Origin of the sequence: Cupriavidus numazuensis, from assembly GCF_905397435.1 — a bacterium.
Taxonomy (GTDB): domain Bacteria; phylum Pseudomonadota; class Gammaproteobacteria; order Burkholderiales; family Burkholderiaceae; genus Cupriavidus; species Cupriavidus numazuensis.
The window spans coordinates 1-18,751 of sequence record NZ_CAJPVI010000074.1; the positions used below are offsets into that span (position 1 = coordinate 1).

General features: G+C 66.2%; 17 protein-coding genes. 2 read left to right on the forward strand and 15 right to left on the reverse strand.

Going from position 1 to position 18,751, the window contains the following annotated elements; all coding sequences use genetic code 11:
* Window positions 1–89: 89 nt before the first annotated feature.
* The 7 genes from KHO41_RS36245 to KHO41_RS36275 form a co-directional block, all read right to left on the reverse strand.
* Window positions 90–734, reverse strand: coding sequence for a nitroreductase (locus KHO41_RS36245; RefSeq protein WP_211958049.1), 645 nt, complete (start codon window positions 732–734; stop codon window positions 90–92).
* A complete protein-coding gene (locus KHO41_RS36250) occupies window positions 731–1,975 on the reverse strand; it encodes a CaiB/BaiF CoA transferase family protein (protein WP_211958050.1) in 1,245 nt (414 codons plus the stop codon). The genes KHO41_RS36245 and KHO41_RS36250 overlap by 4 nt, the downstream gene beginning before the upstream one ends.
* A gap of 63 nt (window positions 1,976–2,038) precedes the next feature.
* On the reverse strand, window positions 2,039–3,034 hold the full coding sequence (locus tag KHO41_RS36255) for a tripartite tricarboxylate transporter substrate binding protein (RefSeq protein WP_211958051.1): 996 nt from the start codon (window positions 3,032–3,034) through the stop codon (window positions 2,039–2,041).
* Between the two features lie 39 nt (window positions 3,035–3,073).
* The gene (locus KHO41_RS36260; protein ID WP_211958052.1) at window positions 3,074–3,877 is read right to left on the reverse strand and encodes an enoyl-CoA hydratase/isomerase family protein; all 804 of its coding nucleotides are present in this window, start codon (window positions 3,875–3,877) and stop codon (window positions 3,074–3,076) included.
* Window positions 3,878–3,887: 10 nt separating this feature from the next.
* Window positions 3,888–4,652, reverse strand: a complete 765-nt coding sequence (locus KHO41_RS36265; protein WP_211958053.1) for an SDR family NAD(P)-dependent oxidoreductase — start codon at window positions 4,650–4,652, stop codon at window positions 3,888–3,890.
* Between the two features lies 1 nt (window position 4,653).
* Window positions 4,654–5,799 (reverse strand): thiolase family protein, encoded by a 1,146-nt coding sequence (locus tag KHO41_RS36270; protein ID WP_211958054.1) that lies wholly within the window; start codon window positions 5,797–5,799, stop codon window positions 4,654–4,656.
* A 19-nt stretch (window positions 5,800–5,818) separates the two neighbouring features.
* Complete coding sequence (locus tag KHO41_RS36275; protein WP_211958055.1) at window positions 5,819–6,172, reverse strand: Zn-ribbon domain-containing OB-fold protein; 354 nt, start codon at window positions 6,170–6,172, stop codon at window positions 5,819–5,821.
* A 320-nt stretch (window positions 6,173–6,492) separates the two neighbouring features.
* Here KHO41_RS36275 and KHO41_RS36280 point away from each other — a divergent pair, with 320 nt between their 5' ends.
* Window positions 6,493–6,825 (forward strand): hypothetical protein, encoded by a 333-nt coding sequence (locus KHO41_RS36280; RefSeq protein ID WP_211958056.1) that lies wholly within the window; start codon window positions 6,493–6,495, stop codon window positions 6,823–6,825.
* Between the two features lie 124 nt (window positions 6,826–6,949).
* Here KHO41_RS36280 and KHO41_RS36285 read toward each other — a convergent pair whose 3' ends face one another.
* Window positions 6,950–7,942, reverse strand: coding sequence for a tripartite tricarboxylate transporter substrate binding protein (locus tag KHO41_RS36285; protein WP_211958057.1), 993 nt, complete (start codon window positions 7,940–7,942; stop codon window positions 6,950–6,952).
* 43 nt (window positions 7,943–7,985) lie between these two features.
* Window positions 7,986–9,788 (reverse strand): phosphonate metabolism protein/1,5-bisphosphokinase (PRPP-forming) PhnN, encoded by a 1,803-nt coding sequence (gene phnN, locus KHO41_RS36290; protein WP_211958058.1) that lies wholly within the window; start codon window positions 9,786–9,788, stop codon window positions 7,986–7,988.
* Window positions 9,789–10,139: 351 nt separating this feature from the next.
* Here phnN and KHO41_RS36295 point away from each other — a divergent pair, with 351 nt between their 5' ends.
* A complete protein-coding gene (locus KHO41_RS36295) occupies window positions 10,140–10,685 on the forward strand; it encodes a MarR family winged helix-turn-helix transcriptional regulator (RefSeq protein WP_211958059.1) in 546 nt (181 codons plus the stop codon).
* Window positions 10,686–10,777: 92 nt separating this feature from the next.
* On the opposite strand, the gene nadC is transcribed toward KHO41_RS36295, so the two are convergent.
* The 6 genes from nadC to pdxR all read right to left on the reverse strand — a co-directional run bounded on the left by nadC (window position 10,778) and on the right by pdxR (window position 18,714).
* Window positions 10,778–11,611, reverse strand: coding sequence for a carboxylating nicotinate-nucleotide diphosphorylase (gene nadC / locus KHO41_RS36300; RefSeq protein WP_211958060.1), 834 nt, complete (start codon window positions 11,609–11,611; stop codon window positions 10,778–10,780).
* A 123-nt stretch (window positions 11,612–11,734) separates the two neighbouring features.
* The gene (locus tag KHO41_RS36305) at window positions 11,735–12,706 is read right to left on the reverse strand and encodes a LysR family transcriptional regulator (RefSeq protein WP_211958061.1); all 972 of its coding nucleotides are present in this window, start codon (window positions 12,704–12,706) and stop codon (window positions 11,735–11,737) included.
* Between the two features lie 108 nt (window positions 12,707–12,814).
* Window positions 12,815–14,881 carry an elongation factor G gene (fusA, locus tag KHO41_RS36310; RefSeq protein WP_211958062.1) on the reverse strand — a complete coding sequence of 689 codons (2,067 nt, stop codon included), beginning with the start codon at window positions 14,879–14,881 and terminating at the stop codon, window positions 12,815–12,817.
* Window positions 14,882–15,066: 185 nt separating this feature from the next.
* Window positions 15,067–16,506, reverse strand: coding sequence for an NAD(P)/FAD-dependent oxidoreductase (locus tag KHO41_RS36315; RefSeq protein WP_211958063.1), 1,440 nt, complete (start codon window positions 16,504–16,506; stop codon window positions 15,067–15,069).
* 16 nt (window positions 16,507–16,522) lie between these two features.
* On the reverse strand, window positions 16,523–16,927 hold the full coding sequence (locus tag KHO41_RS36320) for a nuclear transport factor 2 family protein (RefSeq protein WP_211958064.1): 405 nt from the start codon (window positions 16,925–16,927) through the stop codon (window positions 16,523–16,525).
* A gap of 245 nt (window positions 16,928–17,172) precedes the next feature.
* Entirely contained in the window at window positions 17,173–18,714 is a 1,542-nt protein-coding gene (gene pdxR / locus KHO41_RS36325; protein ID WP_211958065.1) for a MocR-like pyridoxine biosynthesis transcription factor PdxR, read from the reverse strand.
* Window positions 18,715–18,751: the final 37 nt, after the last annotated feature.

Below are 18,751 nucleotides of genomic sequence, written 5' to 3' on the forward strand. Positions count from 1 at the left end.
TGCCTGACTCGATTTCCACGTTGCGATTACTCATCGCCCGCGCGATCACCAGCAAGCTTCCGCGCTGTCCGTGTTGCTGGGATGTCAGGCTATATTTGTGACACAGTAAGATTAGCAGCCTCCTGCGGATCAGGGTAACCAAGCGACATGCCACACACCACGATCTCCCCGTCAGGGATTCCCAGCCGCGCGCGAATGACGCGGTGATAGCGTGCGAACGCCTGTTGTGCGCAGGTCTCAAGCCCGTGACCAAGCGCCGCGAGCATCACCGCCTGCAGAAACATGCCGAGATCCAGCCATGCCGCCTGCGCCTGGTCGCGTTCAATGGTGAAGAACAATCCCACGGGAGCGCCGAAGAACGCGTAGTTGCGGCCGTACTGGCGCGCCATGCCGGCAGTGTCACCCCGCGGAATGTCCAGCAGGCCGTACAGCGTCTTGCCCAGCGCGCGACGGCGGGACAGGTAGGGATCGCGCCAGGAAGGCGGGTAGTAGACATATTCCTCCTGATGGCCGCCGCCGCCCGCGTGGTGAAGCGCCAGCAGGTCTTTGCTGAGCCGCCGCCGGATCTCTCCGGTGCAGGCATACACGCGCCACGGCTGCGTATTGGAGGCGCTGGGGCTGCGCGCGGCGTCGGCCAGGATTGCCTGGACGGTTTGCAATGGCACCGGTGTGTTCAGGAAGCCACGTACGCTGCGGCGTGCATGCAGCGCGGCTCGGATGTCGGCGGCGTTCATGAGGCAAGGGCTTCGGTGCACGACGGCGCCGCTGTCGCGGAGGCGTCCGTACAGTGAATGGCCTGCGTGGCCAGCAGCTTGTCGATGTCCGCGCTGCTATAGCCCGCTGCGCGCAGCACGTCGCGCGTGTCCTGTCCGCATGCCGGCGCGGCGCGGGCCGGCAACGCGTTCTCCTGCGCGCTGTTGATCGGGAAGCCGGGCATGCGGATCGTGCCGAGCGTCGGATGCTCGGCATGACGGATCATGTGGTTGGCTGCCACTTGCGGATGCCGGGCAACATCGTCGTAATTGGCCACGCGTGAACACAGCACGTCAGCGGCCTCCAGTGCCTCGAGCCATGCATCGGTGCCGCGCGTTAAGAACGCCCGGGTCAGTGCTTCGACCATCGCACTTCGGTTGGCCACGCGCAGCGGCGACGTAGCAAAGCGCGGGTCGTCCGCCAGTTCGGGCACGCCCAGCAGGTCGCACAGGCGCTGCCAGCGGCCCGGCATATAGGCCGCGACCATGATCCACCCGTCCGCGGTCTCGAACGCCTGGTTTGGCGCGGAGTACGGCGCCGCGCTGCCGGCGCGCACCGGTAGTTCGCCGTCGGCGAAATAGCTCGTGATCGACGACTGCTGCAGCGCCAGCGCGGCGTTGAGCAAGTTGACATCGAGATGCCCGCCCTGTCCGTCGCGAGCCCGTTGCGCAAGCCGCGCCAGCACGCCGACGCAGGCGACATAGCCGGTCATGACATCCACTACGGGGGCCTGCACCTTGCACGGCTCGCCGCCGGGCACGCCGATCAGGCTCATCAGGCCCGAGTCGGCCTGGATGATGCCGTCCACGCCGGCGTGATCGGCAAACGGTCCTTCCTGGCCGTATGCGGAGATCGAGCAGTAGATCAACGACGGATGGCTGACGGACAGCTCGGCATAGCCCAGCCCCAGCCGCGCCATCACACCGGGGCGCATGCTCTCCACGACGATGTCGGCCTCCGCCACCAGCCGCCGGGCGACCTCCAGGCCGGCTTCGGACTTCAGGTCCAGCGCCACGCCGAGCTTGTTGCGGTTGAAACCGTGGAACAGCGCACTGTCGTCGCCGATCCATCCCGGCCCGAGGCCGCGGCCGAGTTCGCCGGCCGGCGGTTCAACCTTGATGACTTTCGCTCCCATGTCGGCGAGCAGCATGGTGCAAGTCGGGCCGGCGCCGATCTGCGTGAAATCGATGACGGTCAGGCCGTCCAGTGCGTTGCGCAGCATGTCAGTGCCCCGGTAAGGAAGACGATGGCAGGAAGGTGCGGGATGTGGAGTTGCTCGCGGCCGTCATAGGGCCACCTTGATGCCGTTGCCTTCGATCACGCGTTGCCAGCGCTGCAACTCCTTGCCGATGTACGCCTTGAGTTCGGTCGGCGATGAAGGCCGCGGTTCAAAGCCCTGCTGCGCGAGTTGCGCCGTCACGTCGGGCGATTTGAGTGCCGCCAGCAGCGCAGCATTGACCTTGTCGACCACCGCCTTTGGCGTTTGCGCCGGGGCGAGCAGGCTGTACCACAGTTCGGCGTCATAGCCCGTCATGCCGGCTTCGGCGAATGTGGGCAGGTCGGGCATCAGCGCGGTGCGCTTGCTGCCGGCGATGCCCAGCGCGCGCAGCTTGCCGGCGCGCACATACTGGATGGCCGACGCAAACGTGGCGAACGACGCCTGCACCTGCCCGCCCATCAGGTCGGTGATGGAGGGACCCGTGCCCTTGTACGGCACGTGCAGCAGCTCGGTCTTGTTCAGCCGCGCGAATACCTCGCCGGCCAGATGCTGCGGTGTGCCGTTGCCGGGGCTGCTGTAGCTGATCTTGCCCGGATTGGCGTGGGTGTAGGCGATGAAGTCCTTGAGCGTGCGGAACGGCTGGTCAGCGTTGACCACCAGCATGATCGGCACCGAGGCGATCAGGCCTACAGGCTCGAAGTCACGGTCGATCCGGAACGGCACCTTCATGCCGAGGAACGGGTTCATCGTGACCTGGCTCGACGCGATCACGAGCGTGTAGCCGTCCGGCACCGCATGCGCGACATAGTCGGCGCCGAGATTGCCGCCGGCGCCGGGCTTGTTCTCGATCACGATGGTCTGGCCGAGCAGCTTGCTCATGCGCGGCGCGATCGCCCGCGCGAGGATGTCGTTGCCGCCGCCGGGCGCGAACGGCACGACCAGCGTGATCGGCTTCTGTGCGGGATAGGGTGCCTGCGCGGCGGCAGGCGCCGGCATGGCAAGGTTCGCGGCCGCAAGGAGGCCGGCCAGCGCGGTGCGCGCGAGATGGGAAATGCGTGACATGCGTGTCTCCTGATGATGCTTTGTATCGGTGTGGCGTGCTCAGCGGCCCACGTATTGCGGCGGGCGCTTCTCCGCGAACGCCTGCCGGCCTTCGAGCCGGTCTGTCGTGTCGCGCAACACGCCCCAGTAGAGTTCCGTCAGCTGCTGCGCGTCGGCCTCGCCAAGATGAGGCGTCTGGCGCGACAGCTTCTTGATGGCCTGCACGGCGAGCGGTGCATTGCGTGCGATCCGGTCGGCCAGTCTGAGGGCGCGATCGATCAGCACCTCAGGCGCGACATGCTCCGTGACGAGCCCGATGCGTTGCGCCTGCTCCGCGTCGATGCGCTCGCCGGTGAGGGCCATCTGCATGGCGTGCGCCGACGGCACTGCCTTGAGCAAGCGGTGCAGGCCGGAGACCGCCGGAATCGAGCCGACGGAGGCTTCCGGCAAGCCGAAGGTCGCTGCCTCGGAAGCAAGGCGCAGGTCGCATTGCAGTGCGATCTCCAGGCCCGCGCCGAGACAATGGCCATTGACCGCCGCGATCAGCGGCTTCCACAGACCAAGGTCGGACAGGTCCATCAGCCGGATATACAGGCCGAGGTCGGCGGCCGGCTCGGGCGCCCGGAACAGCGCTTCGGCATACGTCGCGGGCGAGGTGCGCGTGCTCGACAGGTCGGCCCCCGCGCAGAACGCCCGAGTGCCGGCGCCGGTCAGCACGGCGGCGCGCACGTCGTCGCGGTCGCGTACTTCGGCCAGGTGGGCGCGCAGCGCGCGCAGGGCGGGTACGTCCAGCGCATTGAGCGCCTGCGGGCGGTCGATGGTCAGGACGGCCACCGCGCCGTTGATCTCCATGCGTACGGTCATGGCGGCCTCCTTACACGCTCGGCGACGACAGGCTGCGCCCGCCACACACATAGATCGTCTGACCGGTGACGTACGACGAACGTGGGTCCAGGAAGAAGCTCACCGCATTGGCGATGTCGTCCGCCGTGCCGATGCGCTGCACCGGCACCGATTTCTGCAGCTTGGCCTGTACTTCGGGCGCAAAGCCGCGGAACAGCGGGGTATCGACAATGCCGGGGGCCACCGCGTTGACCGTGATGCCCTTGGCCGCGAACTCGATCGCAAGCGAGCGTGTCAGGCTGACCACGCCGCCCTTTGCCGCAGAATAGTTGGCCTGGCCGAAGCCGCCCAGCCACGCGCGCGACGAGATGTTGACGACGCGGCCGTAGCCGCGCTCTACCATGCCGGGCAGCGCCGCGCGGCAGCACAGGAACTGCGAGCGCAGGTTGGTATCGATGACGAGATCCCAGTCTTCGTCGCGCATGGACAGGAAGCGCATATCGCGTACGGCGCCGGCGTTGTTGACGAGGCAGTCGATGCGGCCCGCCTGCGCCTGCACTTGGGCGAAGGCTTCGTTGACGGCGGCGGAGTCCGTCAGATCCGCAGCGGCGCCGATGACCTTGAGGCCTTCGGCGGCAAGTGTGGAGACGGCGTCATCGAGCGTGGCGGCGTCGCGGTCTAGCAGCGCGACGGTCAGGCCGCCGCGGGCCAGATGCGTGGCGATGCCGAGGCCGATGCCGCGGGCCGCGCCGGTGACCACGGCGACGTGGGTCGGATCAAAGTCTTGCGTGGTCATCTCAAACTCCCAGCAGGTGAACCGAAGACGCGGCGTGGTCCACGCCCGCAATGCCGCCACCGGTGCACTGGGTCAGCCCGACGCGCGCGTTGGCAACCTGCCTGTCGCCGGCACGTTCCTGCAGGTGCCACAGGATCTCGACCATCTGCGCCACGCCGGTGGCGCCGAGCGGATGGCCCTTGGCCAGCAGGCCGCCGCTCGGGTTGACCGGCACGCGGCCGCCAAGCTGCGTTGCGCCGGACTTCAGCAGCGCCACGGCTTCGCCATGCGGCGCCAGGCCCAGGGCTTCGTAGTACAGCAGTTCGGCAATGGTGAACGCGTCGTGCAGTTCGACCACGTCGACATCTTCCGGGCCCAGTCCGGCCTGTTCGTAAGCCTGTCGTGCGGCGCGTGCGGTGATTTCCGCATCAAGGATGTCGTCGTCGGCCTGCTCGCGGATGCCGGAGACCACGACCGACGCAAGCACTTTCACCGGCCGGTGGCGGGCCGGGCGCTTCGTGCTCAGCACCAGCGCCGCGGCGCCATCGACCTGCGACGGGCAGCATTGCAGCAGCGTCAGCGGGTCGGCGATCATGCGCGACGCCAGCACCTCTTCCACTGTGGTGCCAGTGCGCTGCTGCGCGTAAGGGTTCATCGAGCCGTTGTGGCGGTTTTTCACGGCCACTTCGGCGAGATCGGCCGGGCTCGCATCGCGCTCGTGCAGGAAACGCGTGCCGCGCATGGCATACACCGCCGGCAGGACCATCCCGGCCTTCGCGTAGAGGTCGGTCATGTGGTCATTGCGCTGCATCGGGATGGTGCCGCCGCCAAGCGCGGTGAGCTGCTCGATACCGAACACCAGCACCGTGTCGTACTGTCCGGCCAGCATCGCGTGGCGCGCCAGGTGCACGCCGGTGGCGCCGCTCGCGCAGGCATTCTCGACGTTGTAGACGGGGATGCCGCGAAAGCCCAGGTCGCGCACGATGAGCTGGCCGAGGATCATGCCGCCCAGCACATTGGCGCAGTAGATGGCCTGCACATCGGCCGGCTGCAAGCCGGCGTCGTCGAGTGCCTGGAGGATGGCCTGTTGCGCCAGTTCCGGTGCGAGCACGCCTGGGTGGCGGCCAAACGGCGTCATGGCGCCGCCGTGGATGTAGATCTCTTGCATCTTGCTTGCCTCGTGGGGGTCAGGCCAGAACGGCCTGGAAGACGTAACCGAATTCGGCGTCGGGTTGTGCGGTGTAGCGCTGGCCGATCGTGGGGCGGCTGGTGCCCTGCAGGCGACCGAAGATGCGCACGGGGCCGGGGAAATCGACATAGCCGAGCGCATAGGGCGTCAGGCCGCTCTTCGGGCTGGGATGGATGACGGTGTAGCTGTACACCGTGCCGGTACCGGTCACCGGCACGATGTCGTGGTGCGAAGCAAGTGGCGAGGCATCGGGCACGGCGGGGAACACGTACTCGCCGGTGGCGCGATCACGCGAGGCGAGCAGTTGAGGCTCGGGGCTTGGGCTCCACAGCGGGTAGGGAAGGTCTGGCACGGCGGTCTCCGGTTGTCGGGGGTTGGCTGGCCGTGCATCGGTGAACGCCCGGCCTTGTGCGTAATAGTTGTCGCCGGCGCGGTTCTGTACAAACGATTAATCCGGTGTGTTCGATTGAGCTTTTCTCAATCGAAAGGACGTGTGCGACCTTCGATATGCTTGGCATGGATTGCAAAGTCGCTGGCGCGCTTTGCATGGCTGGTTGCGCGGCAGGCCGCTAGTCTTGGGGTGCGACGATCGTCGAGGCGTGAAGCGGCTGGAGCCGGTAAGCCCACTCGCGCGTCGTCGCATTCCAATGTTTCTGGAAGGACGGAACCAGCATGACCTACTCGCTTTCGCGTGCTGACGTGGACAGCATTACCGATTCGGAACTGGCGCGCAGCACCACGAGGCTTCTGCCCCAATGGCAGGACATCCCCGACGACTTTCGCGACGGGAATGTCTACACCCGCATGGCCGAGGCGCGCCTGCTCGACTACCCGATGCCCGCGATCACGCTGACGTTCCTTCCGGGTTTCGACGACGCGGCGGCGTGCGCGGCGATCGACCGTTGCGTCGCCGCCCATCTGAAGGCATTCGATCCGGGGCACGAGCACCGCATCGCCGGTGTCGGCTACATGATCTCGAAGGTCTGCACGATCACGGGCGGCTGAGCGCGGCCGCCAGCTACGAAGGGACGAACGCGCTCCCACGAATGCTGGCGAGCGCCCGTGCGGCATTGAGGTAATGCGGAGGAAAAGGGCTGCCTGATGGCTTCAGAAGCCCGCCCGGGCAGGATCAGTCGGCGATCAGATTGATCTTCGACGCGAGCTTCTGCCAGCGGTCGATATCGCCGTTCACGAGTTTCTGGAACTCGGCCGGGGTGCTGGTCGTGGTGGCGAAGCCGAGCTGCGCGAGCGATGCCTTGATCTCGGGCTTGGCCACGGCCTTCGCGATTTCCGCGTTCAGCTTCTGCACGATGTCAGGCGGCGTATGCGCGGGCGCAAGAATGCCGAACCACTGGTCGACTTCGTAGCCCGTCACGCCCAGTTCGCTGACGGAGGGCACATCGGGCAGCAGCGGCGAACGCGACTTCGAAGTCACGGCCAGCGCGCGCAGCTTGTTGCTCTTGAGATAAGGCACCGTGTTGGGCAACGTATTGATGCTGACATCCGTCTGTCCGCCGAGCACGTCAGCGATGGCGGGAGCACAGCCCTTGTAGGGCACGTGCAGCATGTCGATCTTGGCGGACATCTTGAGCAGTTCGCCGGCCAGGTGCTGCGGCGTGCCGTTTCCGCACGAGGCATAGGTCGGCGGCGTGGCGCTCTTGCCTGCCGCGAGCAGGTCCTTGAACGTGCGCAGGCCGGAGTTCTGCGGGACGGAAATGACCGAGGGGACCGACGCGAAGGTGATGACGGCGTTGAAGTCATTCTTCGGGTCGAACGACAGCTTCTTGAAGACGCCCGGGTTGATGGCGAAGCTGCTGTTGACGATGAGCAGCGTATAGCCGTCGGCGGGGCTCTTGGCAACGAACTCTGCGCCGATGTTGCCGCTCGCGCCGGGACGGTTGTCGACGACAACAGGTTGCCCCAGGGTCTTGCTGAGGTCGGTGCCAATCAGCCGCGCGAGCGCGTCCGTGCCGCCGCCGGCCGGGAACGTGACGACCATGCGGATCGGCTTCTGGGGGAAAGTGCTCGCGATGTTGGCTTCGGCGCGTCCGGGCAGGGTGCCCAGGCTGCCTGCCACGAACAGCAGCGATGCAAGACTGCGGACGACGGTTAGGGGTCTCATTGATTTGCCTCGTCGGTTAGGGTGGGGGAAACAGGAAGCCAGGTCAATCGGGATCAATACGCACAGCCGTGGCATCTTCGCCAGCCGGGCGCGTCATGGCGACGGCCGTGGCGAGATCCGCGGCGGACTCGGCATGGATCCGGTACAGCGGCTCGCCGGCCGCAACGCGTTCGCCGATCGTGCAGAGCAGGTCGATGCCCGCACCGGCACGGCGCGGTGCGCCTGCGGCGCGTGCAATGCCGGAGATCTGCCAGCCGTTGATCGCCGCGACACGGCCCTCTGTCGGTGCAACGATCACGTGGGTATGCGCGCCCGGCGCCACCGGATCCGTCCGGATTCCCTGCGTGGCGACAATCCGTTCGAACGCGGCTTTGGCGCTACCTTCGTCCAGCAGCGCCGTTGCAATACGCATGCCTTGCGCCGCGGAGGCCACACGCGGATCGAAGGCGATGATCTCGCCGGCGAAGCGCAGTGCCTTTTCGCGCAGGTCCATGGGGGCGTCGGGGTGGTTCTCGAGCACTTGCCGCACATCGCGCACCTCGAGCGCGGGGCCGACGCCGCGGCCGATCGGCCGGGTGCCGTCCGTGGCCAGTGCGCGCACGTGAAGGCCCAGCCCTTTGCCAACTTCCTCGAACAACCCGGCCAGTGCGTCGGCGTCGCCACGTGCGGAAAGCTTGGTCTGCGGGCCGTAGGGGATATCGACGATGACGTGCGTGGCGCCGGCCGTGGCTTTCTTCGACAGGATGGAGGCCACTGCCCAGCGGCGCGAGTCGAGGCCGAGCGGCCGCGTGATCGCGTTCATCACGTCGTCGATGACCGAATGGTTCAGGCGCCCGTTCCACGCAATGCAGGCGCGCGCCTGGGCGACGCAGCGGCGCACATCGTCGTGGGTCAGGTCCACGCGCGCAACGGTCTCCATGGCGTCGGCGGTCCCGGCCGCCGAAGTGATCGCGCGCGAAGAGGTCTTCGGCATGGCCAGCCCGTATGCGGCGACGATCGGCACCACGATCAGCGTGATGCGGCTGCCCGGCACGCCGCCCATGGAATGCTTGTCCACGACGATCGGCTCGTCCCAGTCGATCCGCGGAGTAAAGCGGGTGCGCGCGCGGGCCAGCGCAACGACTTCGCGGTCGTCGAGCGAGCGTGTGGCGGCGGTCAGGAATGCCGTGAGTTCCTGCTCGGTGTAGCGGCCCGCGATGGCGTCGCGCAGGATGGCCTCGTAGGCGCCTTCGTCGAGCGACTGGCCGTCCAGTTTGGCCGCAAGGTGGCGGTGGCTTGCGGGCTGCGGTTGCGCACCTGCGCCATCCCGCAACGCATCGGTGAAGCGTGCCACGCCGAGATCGAGCGTGCTGTCATTCGACACCGTGACGCAGCGCACGCCATCAGGCATCGGCGGCGCCTGGCGTGCCACGCGGCGCATGACGTCGTCGCCCGATTCGCGGCCCCGCGCGGCAATCCGCTGCGCCAGCACGTCCTGCGGCGCCGTCACGTTCACCACGACGAAGCGGGGCAGTTGCCGGGCCAGCATGGCAATCACGCCGCGCGAGCCGTTGGCGACCACGTGCTTTCCCGTCTCCAGCAGCCCGACCAGCCACTGGGGCAGCCCGTAGCGCAACCCGTGCGCATGCCACGTGACGAGGAACTCGCCATTACGCTCGCGCTCGGCGAACTCGGCTTCGGCGACCCCTTCGTGGTCCTCGCCTGGCGATCCGGTCGGCCGCGTGATGATGCGCCGCGCAAACACGTACTCGTTGTTGTCGAGGGTCGCACGTGCACCGTCGATCAATGAGTCCTTGCCTGCCCCGCTAGGGCCCACCACAAGAAAAAACGTGCCGCTCTCTTTCATGATTACCTTAGACGTCGAAGATGTTTGGGTATGCTAGCACCCGGTTCCGGACTGTCAAGACAAGTTCGATGTCTAAGTTAATGCAAACAATGGGCCAGCTGCTGCAAATCCAGTGTGTACGCGGGATTTTCGTCGTTCTAGGGGAAAACACGGGGATGGTCGATGCGCGTTGCCGGTGCCCGGTGCATCAGCGTCGCGCATGCTGCACTGATGTAGTGACTGCTACATTGATCGGACAGTCGGGTATGACGAGAACAGCGCGGGCGATGTCGGGAAGCGCTATCATGTGCACCGCCCCGCTCGCGGCCACCATGGCCAGACCGGGATCGCATCGCTTCCCATGTCACCGCTATGGCCACGAAAAAGCAGGAATCCCCGGTCACGATCACGCCTTCCGATGAAATCGATGAAGAGCGCCTTGCACACCTGGTCAAGGACGCAGCACGCGCCTATATCCGCGCGCTGCAGCTGCGGCTCGCGCAGCATTCCGTGTCGTACGGGCACTGGACCATCCTGCGCATCCTGTGGCGGCACGATGGCCTGTCGCAGCGCGAACTGAGCGAGCGCGCCGGCGTGACGGAGCCCACCACGTTTTCTGCCGTCAAGGCGCTTGAAGCGCTGGGCTATGTGGAACGGATGCACCTGCCCGGGAACAACAAGAAGGTGCATGTGTTCCTGAGCAAGGCAGGGCGCGCGCTGCGGCGCAAGCTGGAGCCGCTGGCCGAAGAAGTCAACGCGATCAGCGTCGAAGGCGTGACGGAAGAGGACGTGATGACCACGCGCCGCGTGCTGATCTCGATCGCCGAGAAGCTGGTCGCCGACGAGGCTGCACTGGCGGAAAGCGGGCGCAGGGTGCCTTCGACGCAGGAAGTCGGGCGCCTGCTGGCCGATCTCTGACGCAGAAAGCGAAAATGAAAAAGCCCCTCGCCGGCAGGGGCCGGCGAGGGGTAAGTGCCCTCGGGTAGACGAGGAACAGTCTTGCGCGCGGGTCAGGCTTCGTCGAGGCCGATATCCACGGCCGGCGCCGATTGCGTGATCTTGCTGGTCGAGATGTAGTCGACGCCGGTTTCCGCCACCGCGCGGATCGTCTCCAGTCGAATGCCGCCCGACGCCTCGACCTTGGTCCGGCCGTTGACGATCTGCACGGCTTCTTTCATGTCGGGCAGCGACATGTTGTCGAGCATGATCACATCCACGCCGGCGTCCAGTGCTTCGCGCACCTGATCGAGTCGATCGCATTCGACTTCGAGCTTGGTCAATACCGGCAACTTCCTTCGCACACGCGCCACGGCCGCGGCAATGCTGCCGCAGACGGCAATGTGGTTGTCCTTGACCATCACGCCGTTGTCCAGGCTGAGCCGGTGGTTCAGGCCGCCGCCGCAGGTCACGGCGTGCTTCTCCAGCGCGCGCAGGCCCGGCGTGGTCTTGCGGCTATCGATCAGGCGGGCCTTGGTGTGCGCGATCTCCTCGGCATACCTTGCCGTCAGGTTGGCGATGCCGCACAGCCGCTGCATGATGTTGAGCGCCGTGCGTTCGGCGGTCAGCACGCTGCGCGCATTGCCGCTGACGTTGAGCAGCACCGCGCCTTTTTCGACCTTGTCGCCATCGGCCACGCGCACGTCGATCGAAAGGGTGGGGTCATAACGTGCAAAGATGCGTGCGGCCACGTCGATGCCGGCAATGATCATCGGCTCCCGCGCATTCATGCAGAACGTGCCGGTTTCGCCGGGCTCGATCATCGTCTGGACCGTCAGGTCGCAGATGCCGATGTCTTCGGTCAGCCAGAGATCGATGAGCTTGTCGGTGGAGAAAATGTCGTACATGTGTCGCTCCTGAGTGGTCGGTGGCTGTACTCAATAATCTTAGATATCGAAGTACATGGCGCAATACTAGCACCTGCGCGAATCATGTCAACAATAATTCGATGTCTAAGATTATCGGAGGGGTCAGCCGGAAGCCACCTTGCCGCGACGGTGGGAGGCGAGGGGTTGGGGTGCAACGCCCGCCAGCCGCACGAGCGCATCTTCCGAACCGCGGCTCGCTTCCACCACGAAATCGATGAAGCGCCGCACGCGCGCAGGGATCTGGCTGCGTTGCGGGTAATACATGTACAGGCCCACGCTGCTCGCGCTCAGTCCCGGCAGGATGGCCTTGAGCCGGCCCGCGAGCAGGTCCGCATGGACCGTGTACGCGCCAAGCTGGCCGATGCCGATGCCGGCGCGCACGGCTTCCACCTCGGTGTCGACATCATTGAACGTGGCGACGGCTGGCATCTCCTCGTAGACGAGGTTGCCGTCGACCTGCAATTCCCACGGCACCACGCGGCCGGTCACTGGCCGGCGAAAGCCCGTGCACGCGTGGCGCCGCAGCGCTTCCAGCGTCGTGGGCTCGCCATGCGTCCCCAGGTAGTCCGGCGCCGCGCAGATCACCAGCGGCAGGTCGCACAGGCGCCGCGCGACGAGATTCTGCGCGGGACTGGTGCCGGCGCGGAAACCGATGTCGATCTGCGCCTCGACGAGATCGGTGAACAGGTCGCTCAGGACCACGTCGAAGGTAATGCCCGGCCAGCTCTCGCGGAATGCGCGAATCAGCGGCACCAGCACGCGACTGCCGATCGACGGCGGCGCGGTGACACGGATCAGGCCGTCGTCCTCGCTGAGGCTGCTGCGCACCTGCTCCAGCGCTTCATCGAGCAGCCGCACGCCGGGCGCCGCGAGTTCGAATAGCCTCGCGCCTTCGGTGGTCAGGCTGAGCTTGCGCGTGGTCCGGTGCAGCAGCCTGACGCCAAGCTCGGCCTCAAGCGCGCGCACGGCCTTGCTGACGGCCTGTGGCGTGACGCCGGCCTCCACGGCAGCGCGATGGAAACTGCCGGCGCGCACCACGCCAAGGAAGAAAGTCAGGACACGGGCCTTGTCCATGATCGGAGCAATCAGTGGGAAACGGGGCCCATTATCGTTCGAACGGTGCGGACGATGCTCGCGTATGGTCGCGAGCGTGCCGCGGCCATACGCGCAGAGCGGAAGCGGTCAGGCCCCGGTATCGACCTGCGCCTTGTGCTTGGCCGCCATCTTGTCCTGTTGCCCGGGCGGCACGCCCTCATAGTGGCTGAACTGGATGGTGTAGCTGCCGTGGCCGCCGGTCAGGCTGTTGAGGCGCGACTGGTAGTCGTTCAGCTCCGACAGCGGCACCTTGCCGGCGACGATCACCGTATTGGCCGCACCGGTACGCGTGCCGTGGACCTGGCCGCGCTTGGACGAGAGATCGCCGATCACGTCGCCCATGGAAGAGTCGGGCATCATGACTTCGATATCGACCACCGGTTCCAGCACGCTGGGCCTGGCCTTGAGCACGGCATCGACAAAGGCCTTGCGCCCCGCTGTGGCGAATGCCACTTCCTTGGAATCGACCGGATGGCTCTTGCCGTCTAGCACCGTGACACGCACGTCCTGCATCGGGAAGCCGGCCAGCGGCCCGCATTCCAGTGCCTGGCGGATGCCTTTTTCCACGGCAGGAATGAATTGCCCCGGAATCGCGCCGCCCTTGACCGCGTCGACGAACTCGAAGCCGGTGCCGCGCGGCAGCGGGTCCACGCGCAGCATCACCTCGCCAAACTGGCCTGCACCGCCGGTCTGCTTCTTGTGGCGGTGATGGCCTTCGGCGGAGCCGCCAATGGTTTCGCGATAGGCAATGCGCGGCGGGCGCGTGACCACTTCCAGCTTGTACTGCTCGGTCAGCCGCTCCAGCACGCAGCGCAAGTGGAACTCGCCGAGCCCGAGCAGCACTGTCTCGTTGGTGCCGGGCGGATGTTCGACACGCAGGCAAGGGTCTTCGGCGGACAGCTTGTGCAGGACTTCGGCCATGCGCTGCTCGTTACCGCGTCGCGCAGGTTCGATGGCAAGGCCATAGATCGGCGTCGGGAATTCGAGTGGGATCAGGTGGATATTGCCGTCCTCGGTGGCATCATGCAGCACCGCATCGAAGCCGATCTCGTCGATCTTGGCTACCGCGCAGATGTCGCCGGGGCCGGCGCGAGGCACTTCCTCGTGCTCCTTGCCCTGCAGCAACAGCAAATGCGCGACCTTGAACGGCTGGCGCGCATCGCCGATGTAGAGCTGACTGTCGCGCGTGACCGTGCCCTGGTGGATGCGGAACACCGCCATCTTGCCGACGTACGGGTCCATCACGATCTTGAAGACGTGCGCCAGCACGTGCTTGTCGGGCACAGGCTCAGCGCGCACTTCCTTCTTGCGTTCGGCGCCGTCGCTGCCTTCGCCGACACTGCGGTAGAACATCGGCGGATTGCCTTCGGTCGGGTTCGGCAGCAGCCGCACGAACGCGTCGAGCAATTCGGGCACGCCCGCGCCAGTGGCGGCCGAGGTGAAGCAGATCGGCACCAGATGCCCTTCGCGCAGCGCGCGTTCGAACGGCGCGTGCAGTTGCTCGGGCTGGATTGCCTCGCCTTGTTCGAGGTAAAGCTCCATCAGCTCCGGATCGATTTCGATCACCTGGTCGACCAGCGCGTCATGCGCGGCCGGCACGCTCAGGAAATCCGCTTCCCCGGCGGGGTTGAAGAAGCAGTCCACCACCTGGCTGCCGCCTGCAGCCGGCAGGTTGATCGGCAGGCATTCCTTGCCGAACGCTTCCTGGATGTCCGCCAGCAGCGCGGGCAGGTTGACCTTCTCGCCATCGATACCGTTGACGATGATCATCCGGCACAACTTGCGCGCCTGGGCCCACGCCATGGCGCGCCGCGTGGTCATCTCGATGCCGGTCTGGGCATTGATGACGATGGCAGCCGTTTCCACAGCAGGCAGGGCGCTGATGGCCTGGCCGGAAAAATCGGGGTACCCCGGGGTGTCAATCAGGTAGATGCGGGTGTTGCGGAAATCGACGTGCAGGACTGCGGAGGTGAGGGAGTGGTGGTATTTGCGTTCGAGGGGGTCAAAGTCGCTGACCGTGGAACCCCGCTCTACGCTGCCTGGGGCATGCAATGCGCCCCCCCTGTGCAGCAGCGCCTCGGCTAGCGAGGTCTTGCCGCACCCCGCGTGGCCCAGCAGGGCAATGGTACGAATTGCGTCGGGACTATAGTGCATGGCAGCTCTCGTCCGGCAATGGCAGTCAGGCCATTATTGGCGAAAATTGCCGGAAGCACCATATGCGGAAACCCGCCAATGGGGCGGGAGCAGACAAAGGCGTTCCGTCCTGTGCACCCGAGGTGTGGCCCAAAGCGAGGCCGGCAGGCATGCTGCGATGCAGCGAAGCCTGCCGGTTTCCGGCGTTACAGCTCGTCTTTCAGGTGGTACCAGTGGTACAGGAAGCGCTGGCCAAAGCGGCGGAACGGCGCAAACATCTGCGATTCCACCATCTCGCGCACGTTCGGGAACGGCAGTGACGAGCGGAAGATCGGGAGCGGCGGCAGCGAGTCGCCTTTCCCGGCAATCAACGCGGCGAGCCGTTTGCCGGCCTGCGCGGAATACATCACGCCATTGCCGCCATAGCCCATCGCGTAGTAGATCGACTGCGTCGGATCGGGCTGCGTGATGCGGGGCATCATGTCATGGCTCACGTCGACCCAGCCCCACCACGAGTAGTCGATCTGGATGCCGCGCAACGACGGAAACTTGCGGTACATGTCGTCGATGAGCTTCTGGCGGTACTGGTCTTGCGGTGCATCATGACCGGTGATCGCACTGCGGCTGCCGATCTGCAGGCGGCCGTCGGGCATCAGGCGATAGTAGTGGCGCAGGATGCGCGTGTCGGTGATGACCTGGTGCGTGCGGAAATTGCACGCTTCGATCTCGGCGGGCGTCAGCACGCGTGTGACGATCGAGTTCGACAGGATCGGGAACAGCCGGTTCTTGAGCTGTGGGTGCAGCGACTGCGAGGTGTAGCCGCCGGTGGCCACGCCAACGGCGCGGGCGCGCACGATGCCGCCGGGCGTGCGCAGGTAATGCACGCCGTTGCGTGTCTCCCAGCCGGTCACAGGGCTCGACGGATGTACCTTGACACCCAACTCGCGCGCGCGGCGAAGGTAGCCGAATGCGAGCTTGCCGGCGTGGATGCCGATGCCTTCGGGCTCGTGCATGGCGCCCGCGGCTTCCTTGTCATCGACATACTCGCGGCGCACGGTGTCGGCATCGAAGATGCGCGCGTCGTACTTGAAGATATCGCGCAGCACCTTCGCTTCCTTTTCGAGCGCGGGCATGGCCTTGGCGCGGTGCGCGATATACAGGTGGCCACCGGGCTGCGGATCGCAGTCGATGTCCTTGATCAGGCTCTTGAAGGTCTGCATGCCGTCGCAAACCTCTTCATGCAGGCGCAACGCGGTATCCAGGCCATAGCGCTGGATCCATTGCGAGCGCTTGAGTCGGCCCGACGCGCATTGCGCCTGGCCGCCGTTGCGCGTGCTGCAGCCCCAGCTCACCCGGTTGGCTTCGAGCACCGTGGCCTTGATGCCGTGTTCCTGCGCCAGGAAGATGGCGCTGGTCAGGCCCGTGAAGCCCGAGCCGATGATGGCGACGTCGACGTCGATGTCATGCGTGATCGGGCCGTCATCGGCAGGCGGCTCGCCAGCCGTGCCGATCCAGTAGGTCGGCGCATACTCGCGGCCCTGGCCCGGCGTGGGCGTGCGCAGCGGGTCGTAGGCGGGGTCATACGGCCGCGACGGCGCGGTGGCATGGCCGCCGGTCAGGATATTGCGGGTGGCTACAGCTTCCATGGCGCGTCTCCGGTGCTCAGGCCGCGTTGATTACCGGCGGACGGTCCTTGCGGTACGCATTCTTCACCGCGATCTTGCCGTCGTGGAACGTGAACACGTCCACCATGCGCGCTTCGATGCGCGCGCCGTCTGCACGCGTGCCGCGGAACGTCGATTCGCTGACGCCGCGGTCGCCCGACACGAAATGCTCGCCTTCAGTCCACGATGCATCGGGAAAGGTCTGCCAGGCCAGCATGAAGCCCTCGCGCACGGCATCGCGGCCGACGAAGCTGCGGCCGAGCAAGTCGGCGCCCGCCACGCCGTGGAACGCGCAGTCGTCGGCCATGAAGCTCATCAGCGCGTCGATGTCGTGGCGGTTCCAGGCGTCGTTGAAGGCTTGCAGGAGGTCGGTGCCGACCGGGGTGGTGCTGGGCTTGCTCATAGGGGTCTCCGTGGTATTACTGGCATTGCGTGTCGATGCGACAGCGGGAGCCGCGCATCGACCATGACTCGAGGATAGGGAGACCGCGCGTTGCGCTGTAGGACCAGTTGGCGGGAATCGCTTGGGCCAGCAGTGGGCGGGCTGCGGATGTGCCCGGCAAAGGACCACAGGCAGGGCCAAAAATGCAGAAAGGGCTACTGCGCGGAGCGCGGTAGCCCTTCTTGCCTCGGTGCCAGAGCGGCGGCTCAGGCAGCCGATGCGCCCCGTGCGGGGATGGCCGCGTGCAGTTCGCGTGCCACGCTGGCCAGCACACGGATACCGGGCTCAATGCGTTCCGGCGAGATCGACGAATAGCCGAGCCGGAAGCCGTTGCGCGGCGCTGGCTCCCCCATGAAGAACACGCTGCCGGGCTCGATCAGCACGCCCTGCAGTTCCGCGAGGCGCGCGAGCGCATCGGCATCGAGCCAGGGCGGTCCTTCGATCCAGCACGACGCACCACCGGCGATCGGCACGGGGCGGAACTCGGGCATATGGGCCGCCAGCGCGGCCAGTACGGTCTCGGCACGCGCACGGTGTGCAGCGGACAGGCGCCGCAGATGCGCGTCATAGTGGCCCAGCGACAAGAACAGCGAGAACGCGCGCTGGATATAGGCGGACGGATGCCGCAGCATCAGCCGGCGTGCGCCGCGCAGTTCGGCGATCAGCTCGGCCGGGCCGACGATGTAGCCGATGCGCAGCCCCGGCGCGAGGCTCTTGGACAGGCTGCCGACGTAGATCACGCGGTTGTTGCGGTCCAGGCTTTTCAGCGTCGGCGTCGGGTCGCCTTCGAAGCGGCTCTCGCTTTCGTAATCATCCTCGATCAGCACGAAATCCGCTTCTTCGGCCTGCCGCAGCAGCGCCTGCCGGCGCGCCAGCGGCATGGTGACCGTGGTGGGGCACTGGTGGCTCGGCGTGACGTAGACGTAGTCGCACGCGCGCAGCGCATCGGAGGGGATCACGCCTTCGGCATCGATCGGCAGTGGAATCAGCTTCGAGGTATGGCGGCCGAAGATATTGCGCGCGTCCGGGTAGCCCGGCTCCTCGATGCCGACTGGTGTATCTGGGCTAGCCAGCAAATCGGACAGCAGGTAGAGCGCCTGCTGCGCGCCAACGGTAATCACGATCTCGTCGGCGCCGGCCCACACGCCGCGGCGCGGCAGCACGCGTGTGCGGATCTGCTGCACGAGCGATTCGTCGTCGCGCACGATCATGTCCTGCGCCCATTCGTGGATATCGAGCACGCTCAGGGCTTTCAGGCAGCACTCGCGCCAGTCGGCGGTGGGGAAGAGGACGGGGTCGTACTGGCCGTAGATGAACGGGTACGGATAGTCGCGCCAGTTGTGGCGCTTGACGATATTGCGCTGGTGGGTGGGACGGAACACGAAGCGGCGGTCCCAGTCAGGCCGCGCGCTGCCATGCGTGTCGGGTTGCGGCGTGCCGCGCAGCGATGCCACGCCGCTGACGCGCGTGCCAAGGATGTCCGGATTGACGAAATAGCCGCTGCGTTCGCGGGAGATCAGATAGCCCTCGTCCACGAGCTGCTGGTAGGCCAGCACCACCGTATTGCGGGCCACGCGCAGCTGAGCGGACATCTCGCGGCTGCTCGGCAGCGGGACGCCCTGCGGGAGCTGTTCATCCAGGATCGCAGAGACCAGCATCTGGCGGATCTTGCCTTGCAGGCTCAGGCCAGAGTGGGCGTGCTGCTGGAAGAGCTGGTCCCACATGGGGGGCGTCAGCTTGGAGGTCATAGGGATGAGGGGCTTGGGTTTGTCGTTGTTTTGGGGT